The organism is Limosilactobacillus albertensis (genome assembly GCF_014145555.1).
Classification (GTDB): domain Bacteria; phylum Bacillota; class Bacilli; order Lactobacillales; family Lactobacillaceae; genus Limosilactobacillus; species Limosilactobacillus albertensis.
In genome coordinates this window covers 114583-135506 of record NZ_JACIVD010000069.1, presented here as the reverse complement: position 1 = coordinate 135506, position 20924 = coordinate 114583, and the positions used below count along the sequence as shown (strand labels likewise).

General features: G+C 36.7%; 24 protein-coding genes. 11 read left to right on the top strand and 13 right to left on the bottom strand.

Features of this window, described 5'->3' with window-relative positions; translation table 11 throughout:
• Window positions 1–31: 31 nt before the first annotated feature.
• Both H5S41_RS09265 and H5S41_RS09260 read right to left on the bottom strand, forming a co-directional pair.
• Entirely contained in the window at window positions 32–1054 is a 1023-nt protein-coding gene (locus H5S41_RS09265) for a serine hydrolase domain-containing protein (protein WP_182603086.1), read from the bottom strand.
• A gap of 143 nt (window positions 1055–1197) precedes the next feature.
• Window positions 1198–1518, bottom strand: coding sequence for a carboxymuconolactone decarboxylase family protein (locus H5S41_RS09260; RefSeq protein ID WP_182603085.1), 321 nt, complete (start codon window positions 1516–1518; stop codon window positions 1198–1200).
• Between the two features lie 177 nt (window positions 1519–1695).
• Between H5S41_RS09260 and H5S41_RS11980 the strand changes: the two genes are divergently transcribed.
• The 4 genes from H5S41_RS11980 to H5S41_RS09245 all read left to right on the top strand — a co-directional run bounded on the left by H5S41_RS11980 (window position 1696) and on the right by H5S41_RS09245 (window position 3442).
• Complete coding sequence (locus H5S41_RS11980; protein WP_231833086.1) at window positions 1696–1971, top strand: hypothetical protein; 276 nt, start codon at window positions 1696–1698, stop codon at window positions 1969–1971.
• A complete protein-coding gene (locus tag H5S41_RS09255) occupies window positions 1964–2800 on the top strand; it encodes a DUF8462 domain-containing protein (RefSeq protein WP_231833087.1) in 837 nt (278 codons plus the stop codon). Before H5S41_RS11980 ends, H5S41_RS09255 begins: the two co-directional genes overlap by 8 nt.
• Window positions 2801–2877: 77 nt before the next feature.
• Window positions 2878–3144 carry a toxin-antitoxin system gene (locus tag H5S41_RS09250; RefSeq protein ID WP_182603084.1) on the top strand — a complete coding sequence of 89 codons (267 nt, stop codon included), beginning with the start codon at window positions 2878–2880 and terminating at the stop codon, window positions 3142–3144.
• A complete protein-coding gene (locus H5S41_RS09245) occupies window positions 3134–3442 on the top strand; it encodes a type II toxin-antitoxin system RelE/ParE family toxin (protein ID WP_182603083.1) in 309 nt (102 codons plus the stop codon). The genes H5S41_RS09250 and H5S41_RS09245 overlap by 11 nt, the downstream gene beginning before the upstream one ends.
• 68 nt (window positions 3443–3510) lie before the next feature.
• On the opposite strand, the gene H5S41_RS09240 is transcribed toward H5S41_RS09245, so the two are convergent.
• Together H5S41_RS09240 and H5S41_RS09235 are read right to left on the bottom strand one after the other, a co-directional pair.
• Entirely contained in the window at window positions 3511–3858 is a 348-nt protein-coding gene (locus H5S41_RS09240) for a type II toxin-antitoxin system PemK/MazF family toxin (protein WP_182603082.1), read from the bottom strand.
• Window positions 3858–4118, bottom strand: a complete 261-nt coding sequence (locus H5S41_RS09235; RefSeq protein WP_182603081.1) for a type II toxin-antitoxin system PrlF family antitoxin — start codon at window positions 4116–4118, stop codon at window positions 3858–3860. The genes H5S41_RS09240 and H5S41_RS09235 overlap by 1 nt, the downstream gene beginning before the upstream one ends.
• A gap of 816 nt (window positions 4119–4934) precedes the next feature.
• Between H5S41_RS09235 and H5S41_RS09230 the strand changes: the two genes are divergently transcribed.
• Complete coding sequence (locus H5S41_RS09230) at window positions 4935–5378, top strand: GNAT family N-acetyltransferase (protein ID WP_231833088.1); 444 nt, start codon at window positions 4935–4937, stop codon at window positions 5376–5378.
• 36 nt (window positions 5379–5414) lie between these two features.
• Here the strand turns inward: H5S41_RS09230 and H5S41_RS09225 are convergent, their stop codons facing one another.
• Entirely contained in the window at window positions 5415–6278 is an 864-nt protein-coding gene (locus H5S41_RS09225; protein ID WP_220483295.1) for an AraC family transcriptional regulator, read from the bottom strand.
• A 106-nt stretch (window positions 6279–6384) separates the two neighbouring features.
• On the opposite strand from H5S41_RS09225, the gene H5S41_RS09220 reads away from it, so the two are divergent.
• From H5S41_RS09220 to H5S41_RS09210, 3 genes are read left to right on the top strand one after another with little or no spacing between them, the layout of a single operon-like run.
• Entirely contained in the window at window positions 6385–6915 is a 531-nt protein-coding gene (locus H5S41_RS09220) for a methylated-DNA--[protein]-cysteine S-methyltransferase (RefSeq protein ID WP_182603080.1), read from the top strand.
• A gap of 1 nt (window position 6916) precedes the next feature.
• Window positions 6917–8080, top strand: a complete 1164-nt coding sequence (locus tag H5S41_RS09215; protein WP_182603079.1) for an MFS transporter — start codon at window positions 6917–6919, stop codon at window positions 8078–8080.
• 27 nt (window positions 8081–8107) lie between these two features.
• Window positions 8108–9478, top strand: coding sequence for a hypothetical protein (locus tag H5S41_RS09210; protein WP_182603078.1), 1371 nt, complete (start codon window positions 8108–8110; stop codon window positions 9476–9478).
• Window positions 9479–9650: 172 nt separating this feature from the next.
• Here the strand turns inward: H5S41_RS09210 and H5S41_RS09205 are convergent, their stop codons facing one another.
• The 4 genes from H5S41_RS09205 to H5S41_RS09190 all read right to left on the bottom strand — a co-directional run bounded on the left by H5S41_RS09205 (window position 9651) and on the right by H5S41_RS09190 (window position 12810).
• A complete protein-coding gene (locus tag H5S41_RS09205; RefSeq protein WP_182603077.1) occupies window positions 9651–10844 on the bottom strand; it encodes a diaminopimelate decarboxylase family protein in 1194 nt (397 codons plus the stop codon).
• Window positions 10845–10891: 47 nt separating this feature from the next.
• On the bottom strand, window positions 10892–11245 hold the full coding sequence (locus tag H5S41_RS09200) for an antibiotic biosynthesis monooxygenase family protein (RefSeq protein ID WP_182603076.1): 354 nt from the start codon (window positions 11243–11245) through the stop codon (window positions 10892–10894).
• Window positions 11246–11356: 111 nt separating this feature from the next.
• Window positions 11357–12109, bottom strand: coding sequence for a sulfite exporter TauE/SafE family protein (locus H5S41_RS09195; protein ID WP_182603075.1), 753 nt, complete (start codon window positions 12107–12109; stop codon window positions 11357–11359).
• Between the two features lie 116 nt (window positions 12110–12225).
• Complete coding sequence (locus H5S41_RS09190) at window positions 12226–12810, bottom strand: TetR/AcrR family transcriptional regulator (protein ID WP_182603074.1); 585 nt, start codon at window positions 12808–12810, stop codon at window positions 12226–12228.
• Window positions 12811–12963: 153 nt separating this feature from the next.
• Between H5S41_RS09190 and H5S41_RS09185 the strand changes: the two genes are divergently transcribed.
• A complete protein-coding gene (locus H5S41_RS09185; RefSeq protein WP_182603073.1) occupies window positions 12964–13647 on the top strand; it encodes an SIR2 family NAD-dependent protein deacylase in 684 nt (227 codons plus the stop codon).
• Window positions 13640–14614 (top strand): SIR2 family NAD-dependent protein deacylase, encoded by a 975-nt coding sequence (locus H5S41_RS09180; protein WP_182603072.1) that lies wholly within the window; start codon window positions 13640–13642, stop codon window positions 14612–14614. Before H5S41_RS09185 ends, H5S41_RS09180 begins: the two co-directional genes overlap by 8 nt.
• A 311-nt stretch (window positions 14615–14925) precedes the next feature.
• On the opposite strand, the gene H5S41_RS09175 is transcribed toward H5S41_RS09180, so the two are convergent.
• The 3 genes from H5S41_RS09175 to H5S41_RS09165 are packed head-to-tail and all read right to left on the bottom strand — an operon-like array spanning window position 14926 to window position 18913.
• Window positions 14926–15570: an NAD(P)-dependent oxidoreductase gene (locus H5S41_RS09175; protein ID WP_182603071.1), complete on the bottom strand. Its 645-nt coding sequence runs from the start codon at window positions 15568–15570 to the stop codon at window positions 14926–14928.
• 18 nt (window positions 15571–15588) lie between these two features.
• Window positions 15589–16761, bottom strand: coding sequence for an alpha/beta hydrolase family protein (locus tag H5S41_RS09170; RefSeq protein ID WP_182603070.1), 1173 nt, complete (start codon window positions 16759–16761; stop codon window positions 15589–15591).
• A gap of 22 nt (window positions 16762–16783) precedes the next feature.
• Window positions 16784–18913: an MMPL family transporter gene (locus H5S41_RS09165; protein ID WP_182603069.1), complete on the bottom strand. Its 2130-nt coding sequence runs from the start codon at window positions 18911–18913 to the stop codon at window positions 16784–16786.
• Between the two features lie 125 nt (window positions 18914–19038).
• Between H5S41_RS09165 and H5S41_RS09160 the strand changes: the two genes are divergently transcribed.
• Window positions 19039–19539 (top strand): TetR/AcrR family transcriptional regulator, encoded by a 501-nt coding sequence (locus tag H5S41_RS09160; RefSeq protein WP_182603068.1) that lies wholly within the window; start codon window positions 19039–19041, stop codon window positions 19537–19539.
• Between the two features lie 120 nt (window positions 19540–19659).
• On the opposite strand, the gene H5S41_RS09155 is transcribed toward H5S41_RS09160, so the two are convergent.
• Entirely contained in the window at window positions 19660–20847 is a 1188-nt protein-coding gene (locus tag H5S41_RS09155; RefSeq protein WP_182603067.1) for an ATP-binding protein, read from the bottom strand.
• Window positions 20848–20924 lie beyond the last annotated feature (77 nt).

The following is a 20924-nucleotide window of genomic DNA, read 5'->3' as shown; positions in this document are numbered from 1 at the left end:
CAGGTGGTATTTTTTAAAATCGTTAATTTGATTATTCGTCCATATAGTTATGCAATATGTCATCTGATGCTGATTTAAGAGTCAGGTAATCAATATTATTTGAAAAAAGCATTATCATTCTCTTTGTTTTATAATTAGCGACAAAGCAACAGTTGTAGCCGGGGATACTTCCATTAGCGCGGATAATATCGCCATCAAAATATACTCCGCCAAAATAAGCGACTTCTTGATTTTTGGCTTGTTGGTAAAATGCAGGGATCATTTTAGGGTTACTCAGAACGTCATTATATACAAACTTCCAGTAATTATTAGGCGACATAAAAAGATTGCCTGCACCAAAATCTGAAGAAGTCGTAATGGTTACCCGGTGCCAATCAACAGCGAAATCCATTGGCTGTGGAACCTCTTTCTGCTTAACTTCCGAAAAATCTTTGATTTGGTGGAGATGGAGAGGTTTGGTAAAGGTTTTATGAATATAAGCATTGTAACTTAAGTGAGTTTGTTTACTAATGATCGCTGCCAACATCTCATAGTCTACGTCTTGGTAATCCCAGGTGTGAACATGATTATTTCGCAAATGTTTTAGCATATAAGCAATTTGCTGTTTTTCTTCCTTTAATGGAAATTGGGGACGGTCGTTGTTAACGAGGCCGCTGGTATGGTTCATTAATTCACGGATAGTAATATCATCGCTACCATCGACTTGCGGGAAATAACGGTGCAAGGAGGTATCCCAAGTTAGCTGTTTTTGTTGCTTCAATTGATAAATGGCGGTTCCGGTCATGATCTTTTGAAGAGAAGCAATTGGAAATAGCTGGTTTGCTGTAACGATTTCCCGTTTATTAGTGGTTTCGCGATTTGTTATCGTGACTGCCTTGCTTCCTTTACCATTAACCAACATTACGCCGTTAATATGGTGCGATTTCAGGTAATCTTGAAGTTGGCTCTGGGTCTGTTGATCGATCGGATCTGCCTTGATTTTTGGTTGTGCGGATGCCAAGAATAATGCTAGAGAAGTAAGCATTAAAAGGGCAAATAAGTTAAATTTTTTCATAACTGACACCTTGCCTAATAGGATACTATTAGTATGAACTTGTTTTACTGATTGGGCAAGGAAAGTAACCGCTGTCAAAAAGAAGTGAATTTAAGAAGAAAAAGCCTTAAACCGCTATTTAATAACGATTTAAAGCTTAAACATTAATCATCCCAAACTTTCTTGGCAACGTTGAATGCTGACCAGGCGTTTGGCCAACCAACGTAAAAGGCAAGTTGGGTAATAACTTCTGCAATTTCTTCTTTTGTAATTCCATTCTTTTTTGCTGTTTGCATATGGTAAGGAAGCTGCTCAAAGGCACCCTTAGTGATTAAAGCAGTAACTGTGATCAAGCTTCGGTCACGCGGACTTAATTCTTTTTCCCGTGACCAGACTTGACCAAATAGGACATCATCATTTAATTCCGCAAATTTAGGGGCAAAATCACCGAGTTGATCGCGACCAGCAGTTTGTTTTTTTGCCATGATAAAGACTCCTTTCAAAGTTTTCTTTAGTTATCTTTACTATAAACTAGATTAAATAAAATAAGAAATACTCATATTAATTAATTATCTATGCAAAAAGTGAATTTTAAATAACAAAGAGGTTTCTTTGTAAATTGAATAAGGTTATAAAAAGTTATAAAACGAGGAGTCGTAGTAATGAATAATCCGTTTAAACCGAGCTTTGGGACTGTTCCAAGCGTTTTTCTTGACCGTGATTCTCTCTCGCAGCGGGTCATTACAGAATTAAATAGTGATAACTCACCATTTCAGACATCATTGATTTATGGTCAGCGTGGGGCAGGAAAGACAACACTAATGACTGATGTTGCCAATGAATTAGGGAAAAGTAGTAAATGGCAAGTTATTAATTTGGTGTTAGATGATGATTTACTTGACTCGCTAATTGCACAGTTACAAGAAAAAATTGGTTAACCTGAGACTATTTAATGAAGTTGATTTAAAGATTGAGTTTAAAGGCATTCAATTCAATACTTCAATGGGAAATTCCAATAAAGAGGCAACCTTCCAATCTATATTGCACCGGCTCTTGCAAAAGTTTACGCAAAAAGGAATTAACATTTTAATTACAATTGATGAGGTAAAGGCAACTCCGCTATTGCGAAAACTGGTGAGTTGTTACCAGATCATGTTGCGTGATAGTCTGAATGTTTCTTTATTGATGGCGGGATTACCAGAAAATGTTTCTGAAATTCAAAATGATGATGTCTTGACTTTTCTTTTACGGGCTAACCGAATTACTCTTAATCCGTTAGATGTTGAAAGTATAAAAAATAGTTATTCTCATATTTTTAAGGAAGCTGGCTATCAGTTAGATATTCCAACAGTTATTTATATGACTAAGCAGACAAAAGGTTTTGCGTATGCTTTTCAATTATTAGGATACTGGGTCTGGAAATCAGCTCATGAGCAGGACGATCCTGTAATCACCAAGGAAACGATTGATCGAATCTTGAACCAATATATCAGTGATCTTTTTCGGAATGTGTATTACAAGGTTTACCATGAAATGACAGAAAAAGAACGACAATTTGTACAAGCGATGGTAAAAATTGGTCGTCCAAAAGTTAAAGCACAGGAAATTGGCCGTGAGATGGATAAGAAGCCCGGTTATATTTCTGTTTATCGACGGAAATTAATTGATGATCAAATTATTATGCCAGCAAGCTATGGCTATGTTCAGTTTATGTTGCCGTATTTTGACCGCTTTATTGAAGAACAAATAATGTTGGATGAATTTTAATTTTCTTATTATCTTGGGTAAATTGATAGAAACGGTCTAAATATAATTATGATATAATTATATTTGAGGTGAGCGTGATGAAATATAAACCAGTTAAGGCGCGAAAACAGGGGACTTCAATGACTTTAACAATTCCGGCGCAATTTAAGATCGGTGAAAATGCATTATTTGAACCAAAATTGTTAGATGACGGGACAATTCAGTATTCTCCAGTTGTGAGTGATGCCGATATAGAACATGATCGTAAAATGATTGAACAGTCCTTTAAGTCCGATCAATTACTCACTGAAGAAGACATGAAAAAGCGCTTTGGAAAGTATGGCTGGGGACAAGATGAAGATTAAATATACACCAAGTTTTGCCGATTCCCTAGAATGCACGATTTTATATTGGCATGATGAATTAAAGTTGTCTGCCGTCAAGATTCATCAATTTACGTCACATATTGATAAGAAGATCAAATTAATTGGTGCTTATCCTGGGATAGGAACTGATGTCACTGAGCTATACGGCTTTAAGAAACAAACTTACCGTATCTTAATTGGTCATAGCTATGGTATATTTTACCGATTAGACCAGGCTAATGATCAGATTATTATCGGGGCAATTTTTAATACTGCAGAAATGGAACTTAAATTTTAAAGTAAAAGCTTCAATTGGCATGTAAAATGTGTCAATTGAAGCTTTTATTCATTGCTCTTGCATTAATTTTACAAAAATTGCTGAATTACCGAGTGAATAATTTTAATTTCATTTGGCGTTAGTCGAGCAACAACTTTACCGTTAGATTGTTTTGCTGGATCAATCGTTCGCAAATGTTGAAGTAAAGCAGTTCCCTGAATATTGTCTTTCTCGATATTTAGGAAAAGTGGTGATTTAATGTATTTTTCTAAAGTAAGGTATTTTTTAGATGAACTAATCGGGACAATAATAATGGTGTTGAAATAACGATTGTATTGATTATTACTAATGACAATGCAGGGACGTTTTTTCTTTGTTTCTGTACCTTTTGCTGGATCTAGGTCGATCCACACAATATCTCCTTGATTAAATTTCATTAGTCAAAATCGTCACTTTCTATATCCGTTCCCCAGTCAATCTCTGGAGTACTTAAATTACCGTACTCTTTTTCTTGCTTACTGACCATGTCCCATAGTTCAGCAGTACCTTTTGTCACACTAATTTGCCCATTAGTATTAATAGTCCATTTAATGGAGTCAGATGGTTTTACTTTTAGAAAATTGCGGACTGTTTTGGGAATCGTTACTTGATTTTTACTAGTAATTCGTGAATTAATTTGAACTGGTAATTCCATCATATCTCATCTCCTTACTATTTCCTTACAATTATACTTTTGAAATTCTGGTAAGGCAATAGTAAGGAATTTTATTTGTATTGGAGTATTATCTTGATTAATACTTTTGGTTGGTTTGGTTCGCAATAAGCCATATTGGCCCGTGTACTTCCATATTTGACCATGTTATAATAGACTATAAATAAAAAGAGCCATGGTGCAACATGACTCTTTCGAGATTAATAAGTATTGTTGACAATGCCTAATCTCATTAAGTGATATGACATCAGACACCATCTAAGCCGTTAAACTTAAGGATGGTGTTTTTGTTTGGCCTATTTATGTAAATGAACGCTAGCCCAAACAAATATGCTAACTAAAATGACTAGGGTCACTAGGCTTGCATATTGGACTCCTTCTGGTAATCCGTGCATTGCTTGGAGCACATGTGCGAAACCATCAAAGGGAGTAAACCCCATACGGTGAAGACCTTTCATAGATGAACTCAAGGACTACTAACAAAATTTAACTACTTCCATTGGCAGCACCTCTGTATCTTTTCAAACCAGAGATTAAGCACTGCCAACTTGTCTTACAATCCATTAAATATTATATCATGGTAATGCGCTTAAAGAGATTAGACCATAGAATAATCATATATATAATATGCGAATTGATACTTGATAAAAAGAAACACAAAAATCTTAGAATTTATCCTAACTAAGAAGTTAACTATCATGGATAAGGCAACGATTATTATAAAGTTTGTAAACCTCACTGATAGATTAGATGCAGTTCTTATAGTAACAACTCAATTACCGAATTAAGATTTAATAGGGAGTGAAAGTCAAAGAACTAACGACAATCAGCGATAATGAAATGAACCAATTAGTTGCTACCTGGGAAAGCTCGGTTATTGCAACCCATCAGTTTCTTAGTTCTCAAGAAATCGCAACGATTAAACAATATGTTCCGCAGGCTTTTCGTGGCGTTCAACACCTAATCGTTGCTCTTGAAGATGATCAGATTAGAGCGTTAATGGGAATTAACGAGACTAAATTAGAAATGCTTTTTGTAGCGGCAAGTGAACGTGGTAAAGGGATTGGTAGTCAACTACTTCGCTATGGAATGACCCAATACCATATTGACGAATTGGCAGTTAATGAACAGAATCCGAATGCTCGTGGCTTCTATGAACACATGGGCTTTAAGGTTGTTTCACGGTCACCGATTGATAATCAGGGGAATCCATATCCGATTTTAAAAATGAAACGAATTTATTAAAATCGACAGTATAAAAAATAGATATCATTTGCAAGTTTATTCTTTACGAAATTGAAAAGGGGTTAGGTTAGTTTTAGCCTTAAAATACTTACCAAATTGACTAGCTTGACCAAAACCAACCTGATTAGCAATTACGCTTATTGGCAACTCTGTCTTTTTCAATAGTTCTGCAGCTTTTGATAATCGATATTCCAGCAAATACTTATAGGGTGAAGTTTGCAAAATACTGTGGAAGCACCGATTGCATTCTGCTTTGCTAATGTTGGCACTCTTTGCTAATTCTGCTAGTGTAATTCTTTGTGGGTAATTTTCCTGAATATAATTTAACATTGCTGTTATTCTAATCTTAGCGTTGGAGTCTTGCTGTTGCTGAGGCAGTGAGACTCTTTTTTGTAGTTCCAAGAAGATATTAACTAAAGTTGTTAGAACTTCGTAAGGATACAGACGTTGTTGTCGCTCATTTTCAAATAACTGAGATAAATTATTTAATCTTTTGGATATAGCTGACCACTTACCGGTTGGCTCAAATTTAATTAGTTCCAAGTTAGAATTTAACGTTAAGTCTTCAACTAGTCGCTGAGTTGGTCCACCAAAGTAAAACTCTAAGAAATATGCTGGAAAAATAAATGAGCGGTAATGAGAGTTGTTTTGATGATTTACCTGGTGAACAACATTTTGATTGATAAAAGCACCATTTCCAGCCGAGAGTCCTTCAGTCTTTTCTAACGTTTTAATTTGAACCGTTCCTTTTAATACGTAAATAAATTGCAGATCACTATGCCAGTGCATAACGTTGAATCCGGGGTTAATCGGGTTCGCATGGTGGTTAATGACGTCTAATACTAAATACGGGAAGTCTGACTGGGCGTTAATGTTTTTGGAATTAATATACTTATTCATAATTATTCCTTTTGATAACATTTAGATAATTTATGGACATATTAACATGATGTAGAGCTTTTAGTGAAGATATAATCATAATAGTACAGGAAAGGAACGTTGGATTATGCAGTATACCACCAGCTATCAATCACCATTAGGAAAACTATTACTGGCGAGTGATCATCAGGGATTAACTGGATTATGGTTTGAAAATGATAAATATTATGCGGACAGTCTTGGACCACGGAACGTATCGATGGAAACAACAATTCTAAAGCAAACTAGGCAATGGTTAGATGATTACTTTTTGCAACGTCAGCCTTCATTCATACCACCCCTTCATTTAATGGGAACCGATTTTCAAAAAATAATTTGGCAGATTTTGCTAACCATCCCCTATGGGCAGGTAATGACTTACCGCGAAATTGCCGATATTGCTGCTGCTAGGCTTCATAAAGAGCATATGTCTGCGCAGGCAGTTGGCGGAGCGGTTGGGCGTAATCATATTGAAATTATTATCCCGTGTCACCGGGTGGTTGGATCTAATGGGAGCTTAACTGGTTACGCTGCGGGGTTACCAATTAAGAAGAAATTGTTACAGCTAGAAAAAATTGATGTAAGTAAATTTAAAATCCCCAAAGGAAGTGAGAATTAGTTTGAAAGTATCGAAGTATATTTATAGCTTATCCCTGGGACATTTATTTGTTGATTTCAGCCAGGGAGCGTTAGCGGCCTTATTGCCAACCCTGATTGCGCAACACCATTATAACTATGCTGTTGCAGCAACCTTAGTTTTTGCAATGAACTTGGTATCTTCCGTTGTTCAGCCCTTATTTGGCTTTCTTTCGGATAAGTATAATACCGGTTGGATTATTATTTTAGCGATTTTGATTACGGGGATTGGTTTTAGTTCCTTGGGCTATGTACCAACGTATGCATTATTAGTGATCGGATGTTTAGTTTGCGGAATTGGAATAGCAGCCTACCACCCAGATGCGGCTAAACTCGTCAATGGTCTTGCTGGGTATAATCCTGGACAAGGGATGAGTATTTTTTCATTTGGTGGAAATATCGGTTTTGCCATTGGACCGATTACGTTGACTTTGATTGTTAATCATTTAGGCATTCATGGGATTGGTGTTTTCTTGATAGTGGCGATTATTATCACGTTAATTTTGTTGAAACTTTACCCAATTATGCATCGTCAATCGGTTGCCTTTTGGTCGAGTTCAAAAAAGAACCACAATGCCAAAATAGCTTTACATGGTCACAATGATTGGTTGCATTTTTTGCTGCTTTCAATGGTGTTATTTGGACGTTCAATTATTTTCTATGGATTAAATACCTTTTTGGTCCTGTATTGGATGCACATTCTAAAGCAAAGCAACACGAACGGTAGTATTGCATTGAGTGTTCTCTTTGTCATTGGTTCTTTAGGGACGTTACTTGGTGGTCGCTTAGCCGACAACATTGGTTCAATTAAAGTAATCCGGCTCACCTTTTGTATTTTGCCATTCCTGATTTTAGCTCTTTCTTTAACTAGAAATATTTTAATCGGATCTTTGCTTCTGTTACCGATTGGCTTGCTAATCTTTTTACCGTATAGTGCCATCGTTATTTTGGGCCAGCGTTATTTGCCAAATAATATGGGTTTCGCCTCAGGAGTAACGTTAGGGTTAGCCATTAGTATTGGAGGAATCGCCACACCATTTTTAGGTTACATTGGGGATGCCACAAGCCTAGTCACGGTCTTTCAAATATTAGCAGGAATCGGTTTAATTCCGCTTGTTTTCTCGTTTCTTATTCGTGAACCAAAATAATTATTATAGAAGATGGGGGAGAAGATAATGAATGACAGAGATAATAATATAGGGATCGGTAAATATTCGTGGAGTTATATTATCAAATGGCTATTTATTGTTTTGTTAATTTATGGCCTAGGAAGTATATTATTAGCAAATCCCTTTTCGATGTTTAATTCGTATACAGGTCCCGTTAGCTATTCAAAAGTTATGTATTTTCACGGATTAACTGTTGGATTAGCAGGATTACTTGCATTGTTTGTTAGCCAAGTTTTAAATTTATCAAATTTGATTAAAAAAATAATTTTTTACTTTACAGTAGCTACGATTATCCTTGGGACTACTGGAGGGGCAATTAATCGATCAATGACGAATACCAAAGTTACTCTCTGGTATCAAGTTCTTAGTTTCTTTGCGCTTGACGTAGTATTAATTACACTCTTGGTGGGTTTGATTACTACAAAGAATAAGCGTTTAAAAAATGAGAAGGGCCTTTACTATATCGCTATATCTGGTTCAGCAGCTACGGTTATTGGTGGCCTATTTGGTGATTTATCTGGATTTATTCTTGATTTTGGAAATTGGCCCGGGATTTGTGGTTGGTATGCTAATAAAATCGGATATAGTCTGGCAGAGTGGAAGAAAGTAATTACCACTAGTCATTATGATAATATGTTTGTCGGGCTGCTTAGCTTAATGATTGCAGTTTTTATTTGGCAGTATGGTCAATGTTTGGCTAAAAAAGCTAATAAAACGTTAATATTTTTTGAATATTGGACTTTTATCTCAACGGTTTTAACTATCGTAATGTATGTTGTTCAAGGAATTGGCGGAACAAAGCTGGTGTTGCCTAACCTATTTACTGCAAAAGGGATAGTGGCACAAACTAATTCAGGCGTAAGCTCTGGCGACATGGCAAAAGGGTTAGTAATTATTGGCGGGTTGGTTATTTTATCCATTATCGTTTTTGGCGAGAGGCAAGCAGGTAAAAATTTAGATAAAACAGCCAAACTAACTACAAGTACGTTTTTACTAATTTGGAGTTTTATTGCGGTTATATTAATGGGATTTGGGTTCTTTCAACAATTCCATCGTACATGGTTTAGATCACTAATTAATGCGCCACATGCAGCTTATGGATTTGCATTCAGAAATGTTCACTTAAATATTGCTATTTTACTTATGCCTTATTTGATTGTATTTCTATTTTTTAGTAGTTTAATTCTAAAAAATAGGTTTTCTCATAAAATTTGCTTATTTGCTCGCGGTATTGCCGTTTTATGGTTTATTGGTTCGTGTATCTATGTTTTATTTGTTCCTTCTCCATTTGGGCCAGGGTACTGGTTCATAGCTGCGGGAGTTGTAATGCTCATTTTATCGGTCGTCTACTTCTTCATAAATGATAAAGAACATTAATTAACGATATGTTCCTAAAGCTCAGAGTCATAATAAACTTCAATGCAAAACTATTTAGTTGAAGTACGAATAATATAGTACGTAAAAACTTCAGTGCTCGGCAAAGTCGAGTCACTGAAGTTTTTAACTATCTTGCTAGATATCGATAGATCTTAATAGAATGGGATTAAGATTATATAAGAAATTCTTTTATATCATTATGTGATGAAAACTGCATTGGGGATAAAACAGCTCCATAAGCTCCAGCATTTGAAATGGCAATTACATCACCGGGCCGCAAGTAAGGCATTATAAGATTTTCGGCAATAATATCAGTAGTAGTACATAAATTGCCAACTAAAGTTACTTTCTCTTTTTTATTAACCGGTCGTTGAGGAAGGGGTGTGAATTTAAAAGCGTTAGTAGTCGTAAAGAGTGGTTCGCTTGCTACTGAAATACTATGGTTGTTATATTTATTTATCAGCATTGCTAGTGAAGGACGGATGAAGCCATTTAATGTATTGCTTAAAATCAAAAATGTTTGTTCATGTGAAACTTTCCGATCAAGAACACGAGTAACGTAGGTGCCTGCATTGCAGGTGAGATAGCGTCCAGATTCAATTATTATTTTGGTATTAACTAATTGGGAATGAAAGCGGGATAAAAGGCTGCTTAATCTTTTTCCCAACAATGTAATATTAACAGGATTATCTGTAGAACGATAAGGTACTCCAATGCCAGAACCCATATTGATAAAGGTTAGGGGTGATCTTAGTCGCTTTTGCACTTGTAAAGCTAGTAGGATCACATTCTGATAATAATTGCTTAATTTTTTAGTACTAAGTTCCTGACTCTTTAGATGAATATGGATACCAATAATTTTGATATTATTCAGTGTATTTTCGTTGAATAATTGGAACAATTTGTCTTCATCTATTCCAAATTTTGAGGGATAACCTAATTCATCATTAAAAGAAAAATTAGGGTTAATCCTGACGCCGATCTTATAAATTGTATGATTGCATTTTCCAATTTCATTGATTTTTCTCAGTTCGTTGATGCTGTCTGCGATCAATGTTGAATTTTTAAGGCCTTGGTTGATATCTTCTGACGATTTACCAGGTGCCGAGTAAAAAATATTATTCCTGCTTAGGCCTAATTTTTGAGCCATGAATACTTCATTAATACTTGCGGCATCGGCACCCAAGTTATTGTTAAAAATAGTTTTTAGTACTTCTTGATTAGAATTACTTTTAATTGAATATAGAAGTTTAATATTGGGGAAAGCATGGTGGAGTTGAGAAATATTTGATAAAATTTGTGATTCATCATAGAGATAAAATGACGAATACTTTTTGCTTAGGTTAAAGATTGTTTTTTTATCCATATTGTATTCTCCTATAAAAAAAGCGCTGAATTAATCAGTGCTAGAAGTTAGTTTCTAAAGTAGGCATTGGAATCTTGTGGTGCTTGCTTCTGGGTAGCCATCGTGTAGGTCTTAATAGGTGTTACTATTGTAATTTTATATTCTTCGAAGTCAAATTGACGTCCTTGGATTTGAGCCTTTCGGTGTTGTGAAAAGTTACGCCATTTGCTAACACTTTCTTCATCTTCCCCAATCGACATGCTTAGTAACTTATTGGGGTTAGATAAAGATAAAAAACGCTCAGCACTTATAAAGCCATCTGCTTTTGATAGACTAGCTTTCAATTCTTGAGCAAATTGTAGATAGTCATCTTTTCTACCATTTTTGATAGTTACTTCAAATAAAACAATTACTTTATTCATTAATTGATCAGACCTTTCATTTCAATCGGTTGGCTAAAAAGCAATAACGTTGAGGCCGGCTTGGTTTTTTTGGGGGGGTAATATGAGTTATGTCGTGGTCCCGTTCCGATATTAATAAGCAGTAATAAAGAAGTAAATTGCCTGGATAAAAGCCAGTGAACCAACGATTAGTCGCACTGCTTTGACTGAGACATGGCGTAGTAACATGGGACCAAGATAACCACCAATAAGCATTCCGATTGCCAGGATAATTCCTTGAGTCCAATATACTTTTGAACGAAAGATAAAGATGATAAAGGCGACTAGGTTACCGCAGCCACAAATAACGTTCTTAATAGCATTATTAACTAAGAAGTCATTATTGGTCATGTATTGAAAGGCGGCTAAGACGATAACGCCATTAGCGCCACCAAAATAGCCAGTATAACAGCCCATTAAGATCATAATAATTGCTACTAAAGTCTTTGGTAGCTCTTTTCTTGTGGCTGGTTGGTGTGCTGGCTTTTTCTTGCCAAAAATAAATAATACACCAGAGACTAATAAGAGAATTGGGACAACTCGTTCAAATACCTTAGCAGGAAAGGCTAATAGAAGGTAAGTTCCCATTATGGCACCAATAGTTGAACAAGCGGCGTAAAAACCAGCTTGGCTCCAGCGGCCTTTTAGTTCTCGCTTGGAAGACGCAATTGCCCCAGCATAATCAAAAATCAAGGCTCCGTGATTAGTGATATTAGCAAAAATCGGTTGAACTCCAGATAGCAACAATACCGGATAAGAAACAATTGAAGCACCACCGGCGATTGAGGAAATGATTCCACCGATAATCCCGCCAATAAATATCAGTAATCCGAGACTAATAGTCATTAAGATTCCTCCCTTATGCTTACTAATTATTATATTAGGTTCATAAAAGAGGCTATTGTATGATTAATCAATCAAAAATTAGTAAAATATTATCATCTCAACTACCAAGGTTACCGTTACTTTTTAAATGTTCGATAGCCGGCGTTGATAAAGCGGTTCAATAGTTCAACCTCATGGTACCATTCATCATCCTTAATAAAGTGGTGACGTTTATTAATCGCAAACGAACCGTGGAGAGTATATGAAAACAAGGTTTCGGCGTCTTGGCTATCTAAACCAGTTCGTTGCTGGATTAATGGAATCATTTTCTCTCGTTCATGACTTGCAATTCGGCCAATAATATATTCGCTCAAATCAGGATCCATGAGTAGGGCACGATACTTAGTTGCACTAGCAATCCGTTGACAGGTCGGCAATAAGGATTCATTTTGTTTTAAACAGTCAATTGAGAGCTTGCTAATATTCGGTAACGTTCCTGTCGAATTTTCTGAAATCATTAATGCATCGTCTAACACAATATTTAAAACATCAGTGAGATTATTGAAATGAAGATAGAAAGTTGAACGGGTAATTTCTGCTTGTCGACAAACCTGTGTAACCGTGATTTGTGAATAGGAATGGTTATTGATTAATTCAAGAAAAGCTTCTTTAACAATATTGATGGTGTATTGAGTCCGCCGATCAATTTTTCTAGTGGGCATTATAAAAAACTCCTTTACTGATTTGCTAATGTGTCCATAAAACAAACTAAATCAGAGATCTGTGTTTAAGTTGAACGGTAAAATTCATTATTCTATCTTTAAGAAATTAACAACACCTTGTCCATAATAATACAAAGAGTAAAGGAGTTAGCAATGGATAAAATTATTCAAGCAACACAACTAATCAAAAGTGCTGATGCAATTTTAATTAGTGCTAGTAATGGCTTATCCATTAGTGAAGGAGTTAATATTTTCGCTAATAATCAAGCTTTTCAACAATACTTTAGTGATTTTCAAACCAAGTATGGGATTCAAAGCATTTTGCAGGGAGCTAGTTATAATTTCACTTCTGATGAACGAGTAGCCTTTATTGCCCAATTAAAGAAATACTTGCTAGATGATTACCAGGGATCGCCATCATTTGACAGCTTAAAAGCGATCGTCCAAGGTAAAGATTATTTTGTCGTAACTTCGAACGCAGACAAGCATTTTCAAGTAAATGGCTTTGATCAAATTTGGGAAATTGAAGGTAACTTTTTTGATTTACAGATGCGGTCACCACAATGGTATACGCAACAAGCGGCTTTTCAAGCTTTTGTTAAACAATATCGTGGTAAGAAGTTGGTTCAACTGGAATTAGGGATTGGCGCGACAAATCAATTAATTAAAGCACCATTAATGCGGATGGTTGCTATGAATCCCGATTGGTCGTATGTCACCATGAATTTAGCAAATGAAATTAACATTATGCCGGTGATTGCTGACCGCTCAACTGCCCTTGCTGGTGATTTAAGTGAAACATTAGGACAATTAAAGGAGACCATTGACCATGAATAAGCAGACGATGTATGAACAATTGGTAATCCAAACCCAGATGAATTATTCGCAATATTATGGAGTTTACGCTAGTGGTGGGACCCCAGTTAAGTTAACAGAAAAACCACAGCCATCCTATGACCAACAAATTAAGATTTTTGCTGACAAAATCAAAGAAGCAGACCATATTGTGATTGGCGGGGCCTCAGGGCTATCTGCAGCTGGTGGTGGCGACTTCTATTACACTGATTCACCGTCCTACAAAAAGCATTTTGCTAAGTTTTATGAAAAATATGGCTTTAAGGGTGCATTTGCCGGCATGCAACATCACTGGGATAGCCGGGAAGAATTCTGGGGTTATCTAGCAACCTTTTTATATACAACGCAACATGCGGAAATTCGACGGCCATATAAAGATTTACAAGCAATCTTAAAAGACCGGGATTACTTTATTGTGACGACTAATCAAGATACCCAGGCAATTAAGGCTTTCCCAGAAGAAAAAGTTGCTCAAATTCAGGGCGACCACCGCTTTTTTCAATGTTCACAGCAGTGTACAGATGAAGTATGGGATGCAGTCAAGCCAGTAGAAGAAATGATTAAAGCAATGGGTGATAGTACCAAGGTTCCAACCGAGATGATTCCTCGTTGTCCGCATTGTGGTGCTGAAGCCTTTCCGTGGGTTCGTGGCTATGGTAATTTCTTAGAGGGAACTCGTTATCAGCAAGAGTACCAAAAGATTTCTGCTGATCTGGAAAAGCATATTCAAGCGCACGATAAGATCCTTTTCGTTGAATTGGGCGTTGGTCGGATGACACCAATGTTTATCCAAGAGCCTTTCTGGGCATTAACTAATAATTTGCCGGGAGCCTTTGACGTGATGGTGAATAAGGATTATCAATTCTTGCCAGAACAAATTGAAGATAAGGGTGTGGCCATTAAAGGTGATATTTCAAAGGTGCTGGATGATGTAAAGGCAGCATTATAAGTAGGGGGTGACCTTTACTTAGCTTTTTAGCATTAACGGACAGCTAAAACGATGGTATTTAATTCACGCCTTTACCAAGATATTCAAGCGCTGTTTCTGGCATTTGAAAGAGTTAACGATTGATGATCAGGGGAATCCATACCCGATTTTAAGAATGAAACGAGTTTATTAAAATAGACAGTATAAAAATGGGTAGGATTTGTAAATTTATTCTTTACGAAATTGAAAGTAAAATTTTAAAGGAAAGCTTCAATTTATAGCACGTAAAACGCCAATTGAAGCTTTTAAATATTTATTGATGGAGTTTATTACTATTGATCTTGCTTAGAAGACATGATCAATTGCTTGCCATAAGTAGTAGGATCATTGACGATTTTTAGCATTACCTGTGCAACATCACTGCGGTATGTGCGAGGTGCACCGGCCATTTTATAATTTGAGGTGGCATCACGGACTAGGGGATGAGGCGTTCTTTTGCCGTTAAAAAGCGGGCCGGGATGAATGGTTGTCCAATTAAGATCGGAATTAGGGAGTTGTCTTTCTCCGGCATCATGATCAGCAAAGTTTCCCTTCAAAAAACCCTTTGCGCCTAGGCGATACGGGTAGCGGGTATTATCGAAGGTCTTGCCAACGCCAAGAGCAGACATGCTAACCAGTCGCTTAACTTTAGCCTTATCCATTGCTTCAATAATATTTGGGATGGCTAGGGCAAAAAGTTTACCATTACTATTGGAAATCGGATTACCGAGGGCGGTTAAAACAGCATCACAATTTTTCATTGATGTTGCCATCAGTTCAATATCATTTAATTCACCAGCAACAATCGCAAGACCTTGATGTTTAACCATTTTTTCGGGATGACGAACATATGCAATGACTTCATTTTGCTTTTCCAGAGCTTGATTAACTAACTCTTCGCCAGTTCGCCCAGTTGCTCCGATAATAAAGAGTTTCATTATCGCTTCCTCCTTTTCTTATAGGTTATCACTGATCCAATTAAAGATTTTCTCACTTGCTGGTGCATACCCGCCCATTTGGGTATGCTGCTGGGCAGTGGAATCTTCGTCAAAGAATAGGTAATCCTTAGGGCATGTTAATAAATCATAGAATTCTTTAGCAGTTGTCGGATTAATTTCGGCAGCACCATTAAGGACAAGAGTTTTAGCTGATACTTTGTTAAGTATCTTAGTATTATCGTATTTTGCCAACTCATTCAACAGGTTTTCTTCTGAGCAACCGTGTTTCCAAGTATAATCCTCTAACATATATTCGAGCATTGCTGGGCGAAGAGATTTCGGCAAGGAAAGAATCTTATTCAGCCGCTGGCTAATCATCTTACCCCAAGCAATGTTTCCTGGGTCGGTTATACAAACCTTAATTCGCTTATCAAATGCTGCGGCTCGGGGAATCTGAAAGCCACCAAAACTCATCCCCATGACGCCAATTCTATTTTTATCGACGTGCGGTAAACTAGTAGCAAAATCCAGAACTGGTTTCATGACATTCTCAAAGTCTGGTCTGAACGGTAAGCCTTGTAGTCGTAGGGTCATTCCCTGGCCGGGGCCATCGAACGTTAAGGCGTTAATACCACGTTTAATTGCAGCATCGGTTACCCAGCAAGTGTCGTCAGCCCAAGTATCACGTCCTGGAACAACAATTAACAATGGAGCATCTTGCCCAGCAGATGGGGAGATAAAGTAGTGTCCAGGAAGAGTAGTATCCTCATAAGGAATTTGAATCGCGGTTCCTGGATAATCGGATAAGTCAAGAGCTTTATCATAGCAATTTTGGCTGGCTAGACAATAGTCTTTCATCCGAACGTCTTCTTTGTTACTGAAATACATTAAGGATACTCGCCAGTAGGTTGAAGCACGGAGATAAGCACTTGCCGCACTAATTTTTTTATTTTTTGCTTCGTAGTCCTGAGCTTTTTTCTGGAGGCGGTTAGCCATAGCTGCCCAGGAACTAATCCAGTTTTTTTCATTACCATTCTTTAAGTTAACTGTTACCTCAAACACTTCACCAATATCTGCCATATGATAGTTAGTCAGACCGAGAACGTGTTTAATTAAAGCATCCTGCAACATATTTTTACTAAATTTCATTTCCGGCCAATGTTTGTTAAAAGCCAAGTTATTTACTGTCATGATGAGTTCCTCCTAAAGTTAATTATTTTCTGTATTCAATTTTGCTGCGCCGCATTCCTGGAAATACCCAATTCCATTTACTACATAGTTTAATCATTGCCGGAACAAAGATTAGGCGGACGATAAAGGCATCAAAGAAAACCCCGAATGCGAGTGCAAGGCCGATTGATTTGCTTGTTGGGTTAGATGTAATTGCAAAACTACCAAAAACGGAAATCATGATGAGGCCGGCAGTGATAATTACCTTGGCATTTTCCTTCATTCCGATCCTAACCGCCTTAGTATTGTCTCCGGTTAGCAAGTAGATTTCACGAATCCGAGAAACGAGGAAGACTTCATAGTCCATTGCTAGTCCGAAGAGAATCCCAATCGCAATTACTGGAAGGAAGGCGATAATTGGTGCTCCTTTACTAATACCAAAGACAGTATTCATTACTGCATCCTGCATGACGGCAGTTAGTGCCCCAAAGGAAGCAAGAAGTGAGAGACCAAATCCAGCCATCGCAACTAGTGGAATGATGAATGAACGAAAGACAATCATCATTAAGACAAAAGCCAGTGCCATCACAATTCCAGCAAAAATGGGGATCGCCTTGTTTAGTTTTTCAACAATGTCGATATTAATAGCATTAGTACCAGTTAGAATCAGCTTAGTATTCATTTTATCTTCGGTTGTGTTGGAGTACTTCTTAATATGATGAGCAAGCTGATCGGTCTTTACGGATTCTGGTCCTTCAGTTGGAATAACCATAAAGACTGCATACTTTCCACTATTACTCATCATCCCTGGAGTAGCCATTTTGACATCTTTCATTTCTGAAAGATGCTTAGTAATTTCCATTACATCTTGTTGCTTTTCTTCTGGAGTAGCATTTTTATCTAACTTCGCAACAGTTATTAATTGGGCGTTCATTCCTTCACCGAATTTATCGGACAGAATATCATAGGCCTTCCGTTCAGTTTGATTAGTAGGTAAGGATCCATTATATGGCATTCCAAGTCTCATATGTCCAGAAGGAATTGCAAAGCCAAGCAGAACAAGAGCACTGACGATTACAGTTACAAACGGGTGGCGGATGATAGTGTGTTCGACAAGCCCATTATTTTTAATTTTTTTCTTATGCTTCCCTGTTTGATTGCTAGCTGGTCTAATATGTTTATGCACTAATGAAATTAAAGCTGGCAAGAGGGTTAGGGCCGAAAGAATTGCAAAAGCAACACCGACTGCTGCAGCTAATCCCATTTGAGTTAAGAAATCAATGCCTACAAGGCTTAACCCAGCAACAGCAATAATAACAGTGATTCCGGCAAATAATACTGAACTACCAGCGGTTGCCATTGCCATACCAATTGCCTTGATATGATCATCTTCAGTGACACGATTAGTTCGGTAACGATTAATGATGAATAAGGCGTAATCAATACCGCACGCCAGGCTTAAGATCATCGCTAAACTTTGAGCAACTGATGCCGTTTCAAAATAGTTTGAACCAATTCCGATCACAAGTAATCCAATTGCAAGCCCAACAACGGCGCTAATAATGGGTAGCCCAGCAGTAATAAATGAGCGGAAGAGGATTACCATGAAGATAAAGGCAATCGCAACCCCAATTAGCTCAGCAATTTCGTTTACCCCCATTGGGTGAAGAGAAACTGTTCCAGTATATTCAACTTGCACACCCTTTTGGTGATCAAGAGACTTAAAGGCATCTTGAGTTTTATGAATTGTTTCAGGAGTAACTGAGTTGGCCTTCTGGTTGTAAGTTACAGTAGCATAGGTTGTTGTTAAGTCCTTACTAAATTGCTTTGTTTGATAAGGGTTCGTTACAGAATCAACGTGTGACTTTTTTTCAGCATTAGCAATTGAAGCTGTAATTGCCTTTTGTGTTTTAGGATTTAACAGCCCATTTTTATCTTTCGTCTTAATTACAACTTGAAGAGTTCCGTGATCGGTGTCCTGATGAAACTCCTTTTTCAACGTTGACTGAATTTCAGTCGAAGGAATTCCAGAAATCGATAATGACTCATTGTAATTAGACCCAATTTTGGCAGCAGCGGTTCCAAAACCAATTAAAGCGATTAGCCAAATAATAATAGCTGTCCACTTATGCTTAGCCATGAATTCGCCGAGTCGTTTAAGTAGTTTTCCCATAATTCACTCTCCTTTAATTGACTTTTTATATTGTAACTGGCATATTAAGGATAGACGATGGGTAATAGTTTTGCTTTGCATATTTAAACGACACTGTCCATAAAGTGGTGATTAAAATTTCAGACATGAGAAAAATTAGGACTAGACGAGAAATTCAACAAGCAATTGCTGAATTATTATTGCAGAAGCCATTTAGTAAAATTACGGTCAAAGATATCGTTAGTAGGGCATTAATTAACCGCAATACTTTTTATCTTCATTATCGTGATAAGTATGATTTAATTGAACAGATACTAACTTCAATGATTGACCAGGCCGATATTTCAGTAAATGATTTTATCCACCGACCATTTTACTTTTTTCAGACAATCATGAATAATACATCAGTAGTCAGCAAAAAAATCATTGATCGTCAAAAGCAAGATCAAGCATTTCATGAGGTTATTTTGAAGACAGTTCTTCATATTGTGATGAAAAATAATGGCGAAAATGATGCTGCTTGGTTCACCTTTGGTAAGGTTTCAGCAATTATGTCCTGGAATACAGAACACGGTTACCAATATAGCATCGGTAAGGACGCCGAGACATTACAGAAGATTTATGAAACAGAAAAGTTCCCAAAGTAAAAAAAGCTTCAGTTAATTGAGGCACTAGTCAGGCAATAATAAATAGTCCATTAATTAGTCTTTGGTGAACTAGTTAATGGACTATTTCATTAATGAGAAAATTAAATTTTGGGTGTAAGTCTATGATAACAACCAATCAATTACGTTAATTTGTTCAATCCCATTATCATTGTAATAACCACTATCCTCAGTTAATAATCTTTTGGGAAAGTTATCGTGAATTTGTTGAAAGCCTCGTATTTCACGTTGGTAAGTGTGTTCGTCTTTAACTGAAAGGGAAACCTGGTAATACTCTTTAATACCATCTTTAATTGCAACAAAATCAATTTCTAAACTACCCAATGAGCCTACATAAACTTCATATCCTCGTCGTAGTAGTTCTAAATACACGATACTTTCTAAGCGGCTACCAAAATTAGGGCGCTTTGTCCCTAATAAGTCAATTCTCAGCGCTGGATCGACTGGATAGTATTTTGAATTGATCGTTAAGTATTTTTTGCCGCTAATATCATAGCGATCACATTTATAGAAAAGATAGGCATCAGTGAAGTTCTTCAAATATGAAGTAACAGTTGCTGAACTTGTTTTGACACCCTTTGAAGTCATTAATCCTGCTATTTTTCTTGGTGTGATCAAATTCCCAGTTGTATCCGTTAAATACTTAGCTAATTCTTCAACGAAAGTAGCGTTACCACGTTCACGACGCGCAAGAATGTCTTTAACTAGCACTGTATTAATAATACCGTCAATATAATCGTGATAAGTTTGATTATCATTCAATTCAATGGCAAACGGAAAACCGCCTCTTTCCAAATAACGCTCGAATGCTTGGGCTTTAGGGGTGTTGACCATAGTCGGTAAAAACTCTGCGAATGATAACGGAAAAACATGAATTTCAATATAACGACCGGATAACAGTGTTGATAATTCTCCAGAAAGCATAAAGGCATTTGAACCTGTTACATACAGATCAACATTCTTTTTAATAAATAAGCTATCGAGTACCTTTTCAAAGTGAGTAACATTTTGAATCTCATCAAGAAAAATATAATTCATTTTGTCAGCAATTAAATGATTGTTTAGGTAGTTATATAGCTTGTGATAATCTTGGAGATTAGAAATTCCAAGATCTTCAAAGTTAAGATGATGGATTTGATCATCATCAACGTTAAATGTCTCTTTTAATCGTTGCATGTACATTTCTAAAATAGTTGACTTTCCTGATCGCCGAACACCAGTTAATACTTTAATGATTTGTTTATTGCGGACAAGATCTAGTCTTTCCATATAACTATCTCGTTTGATCATTTTATAAGCCCCTCTATTAATTTGAAAGTAATTTCTTATTTATACTAATTATACCATTAGTTCAAAATTACTTTGAC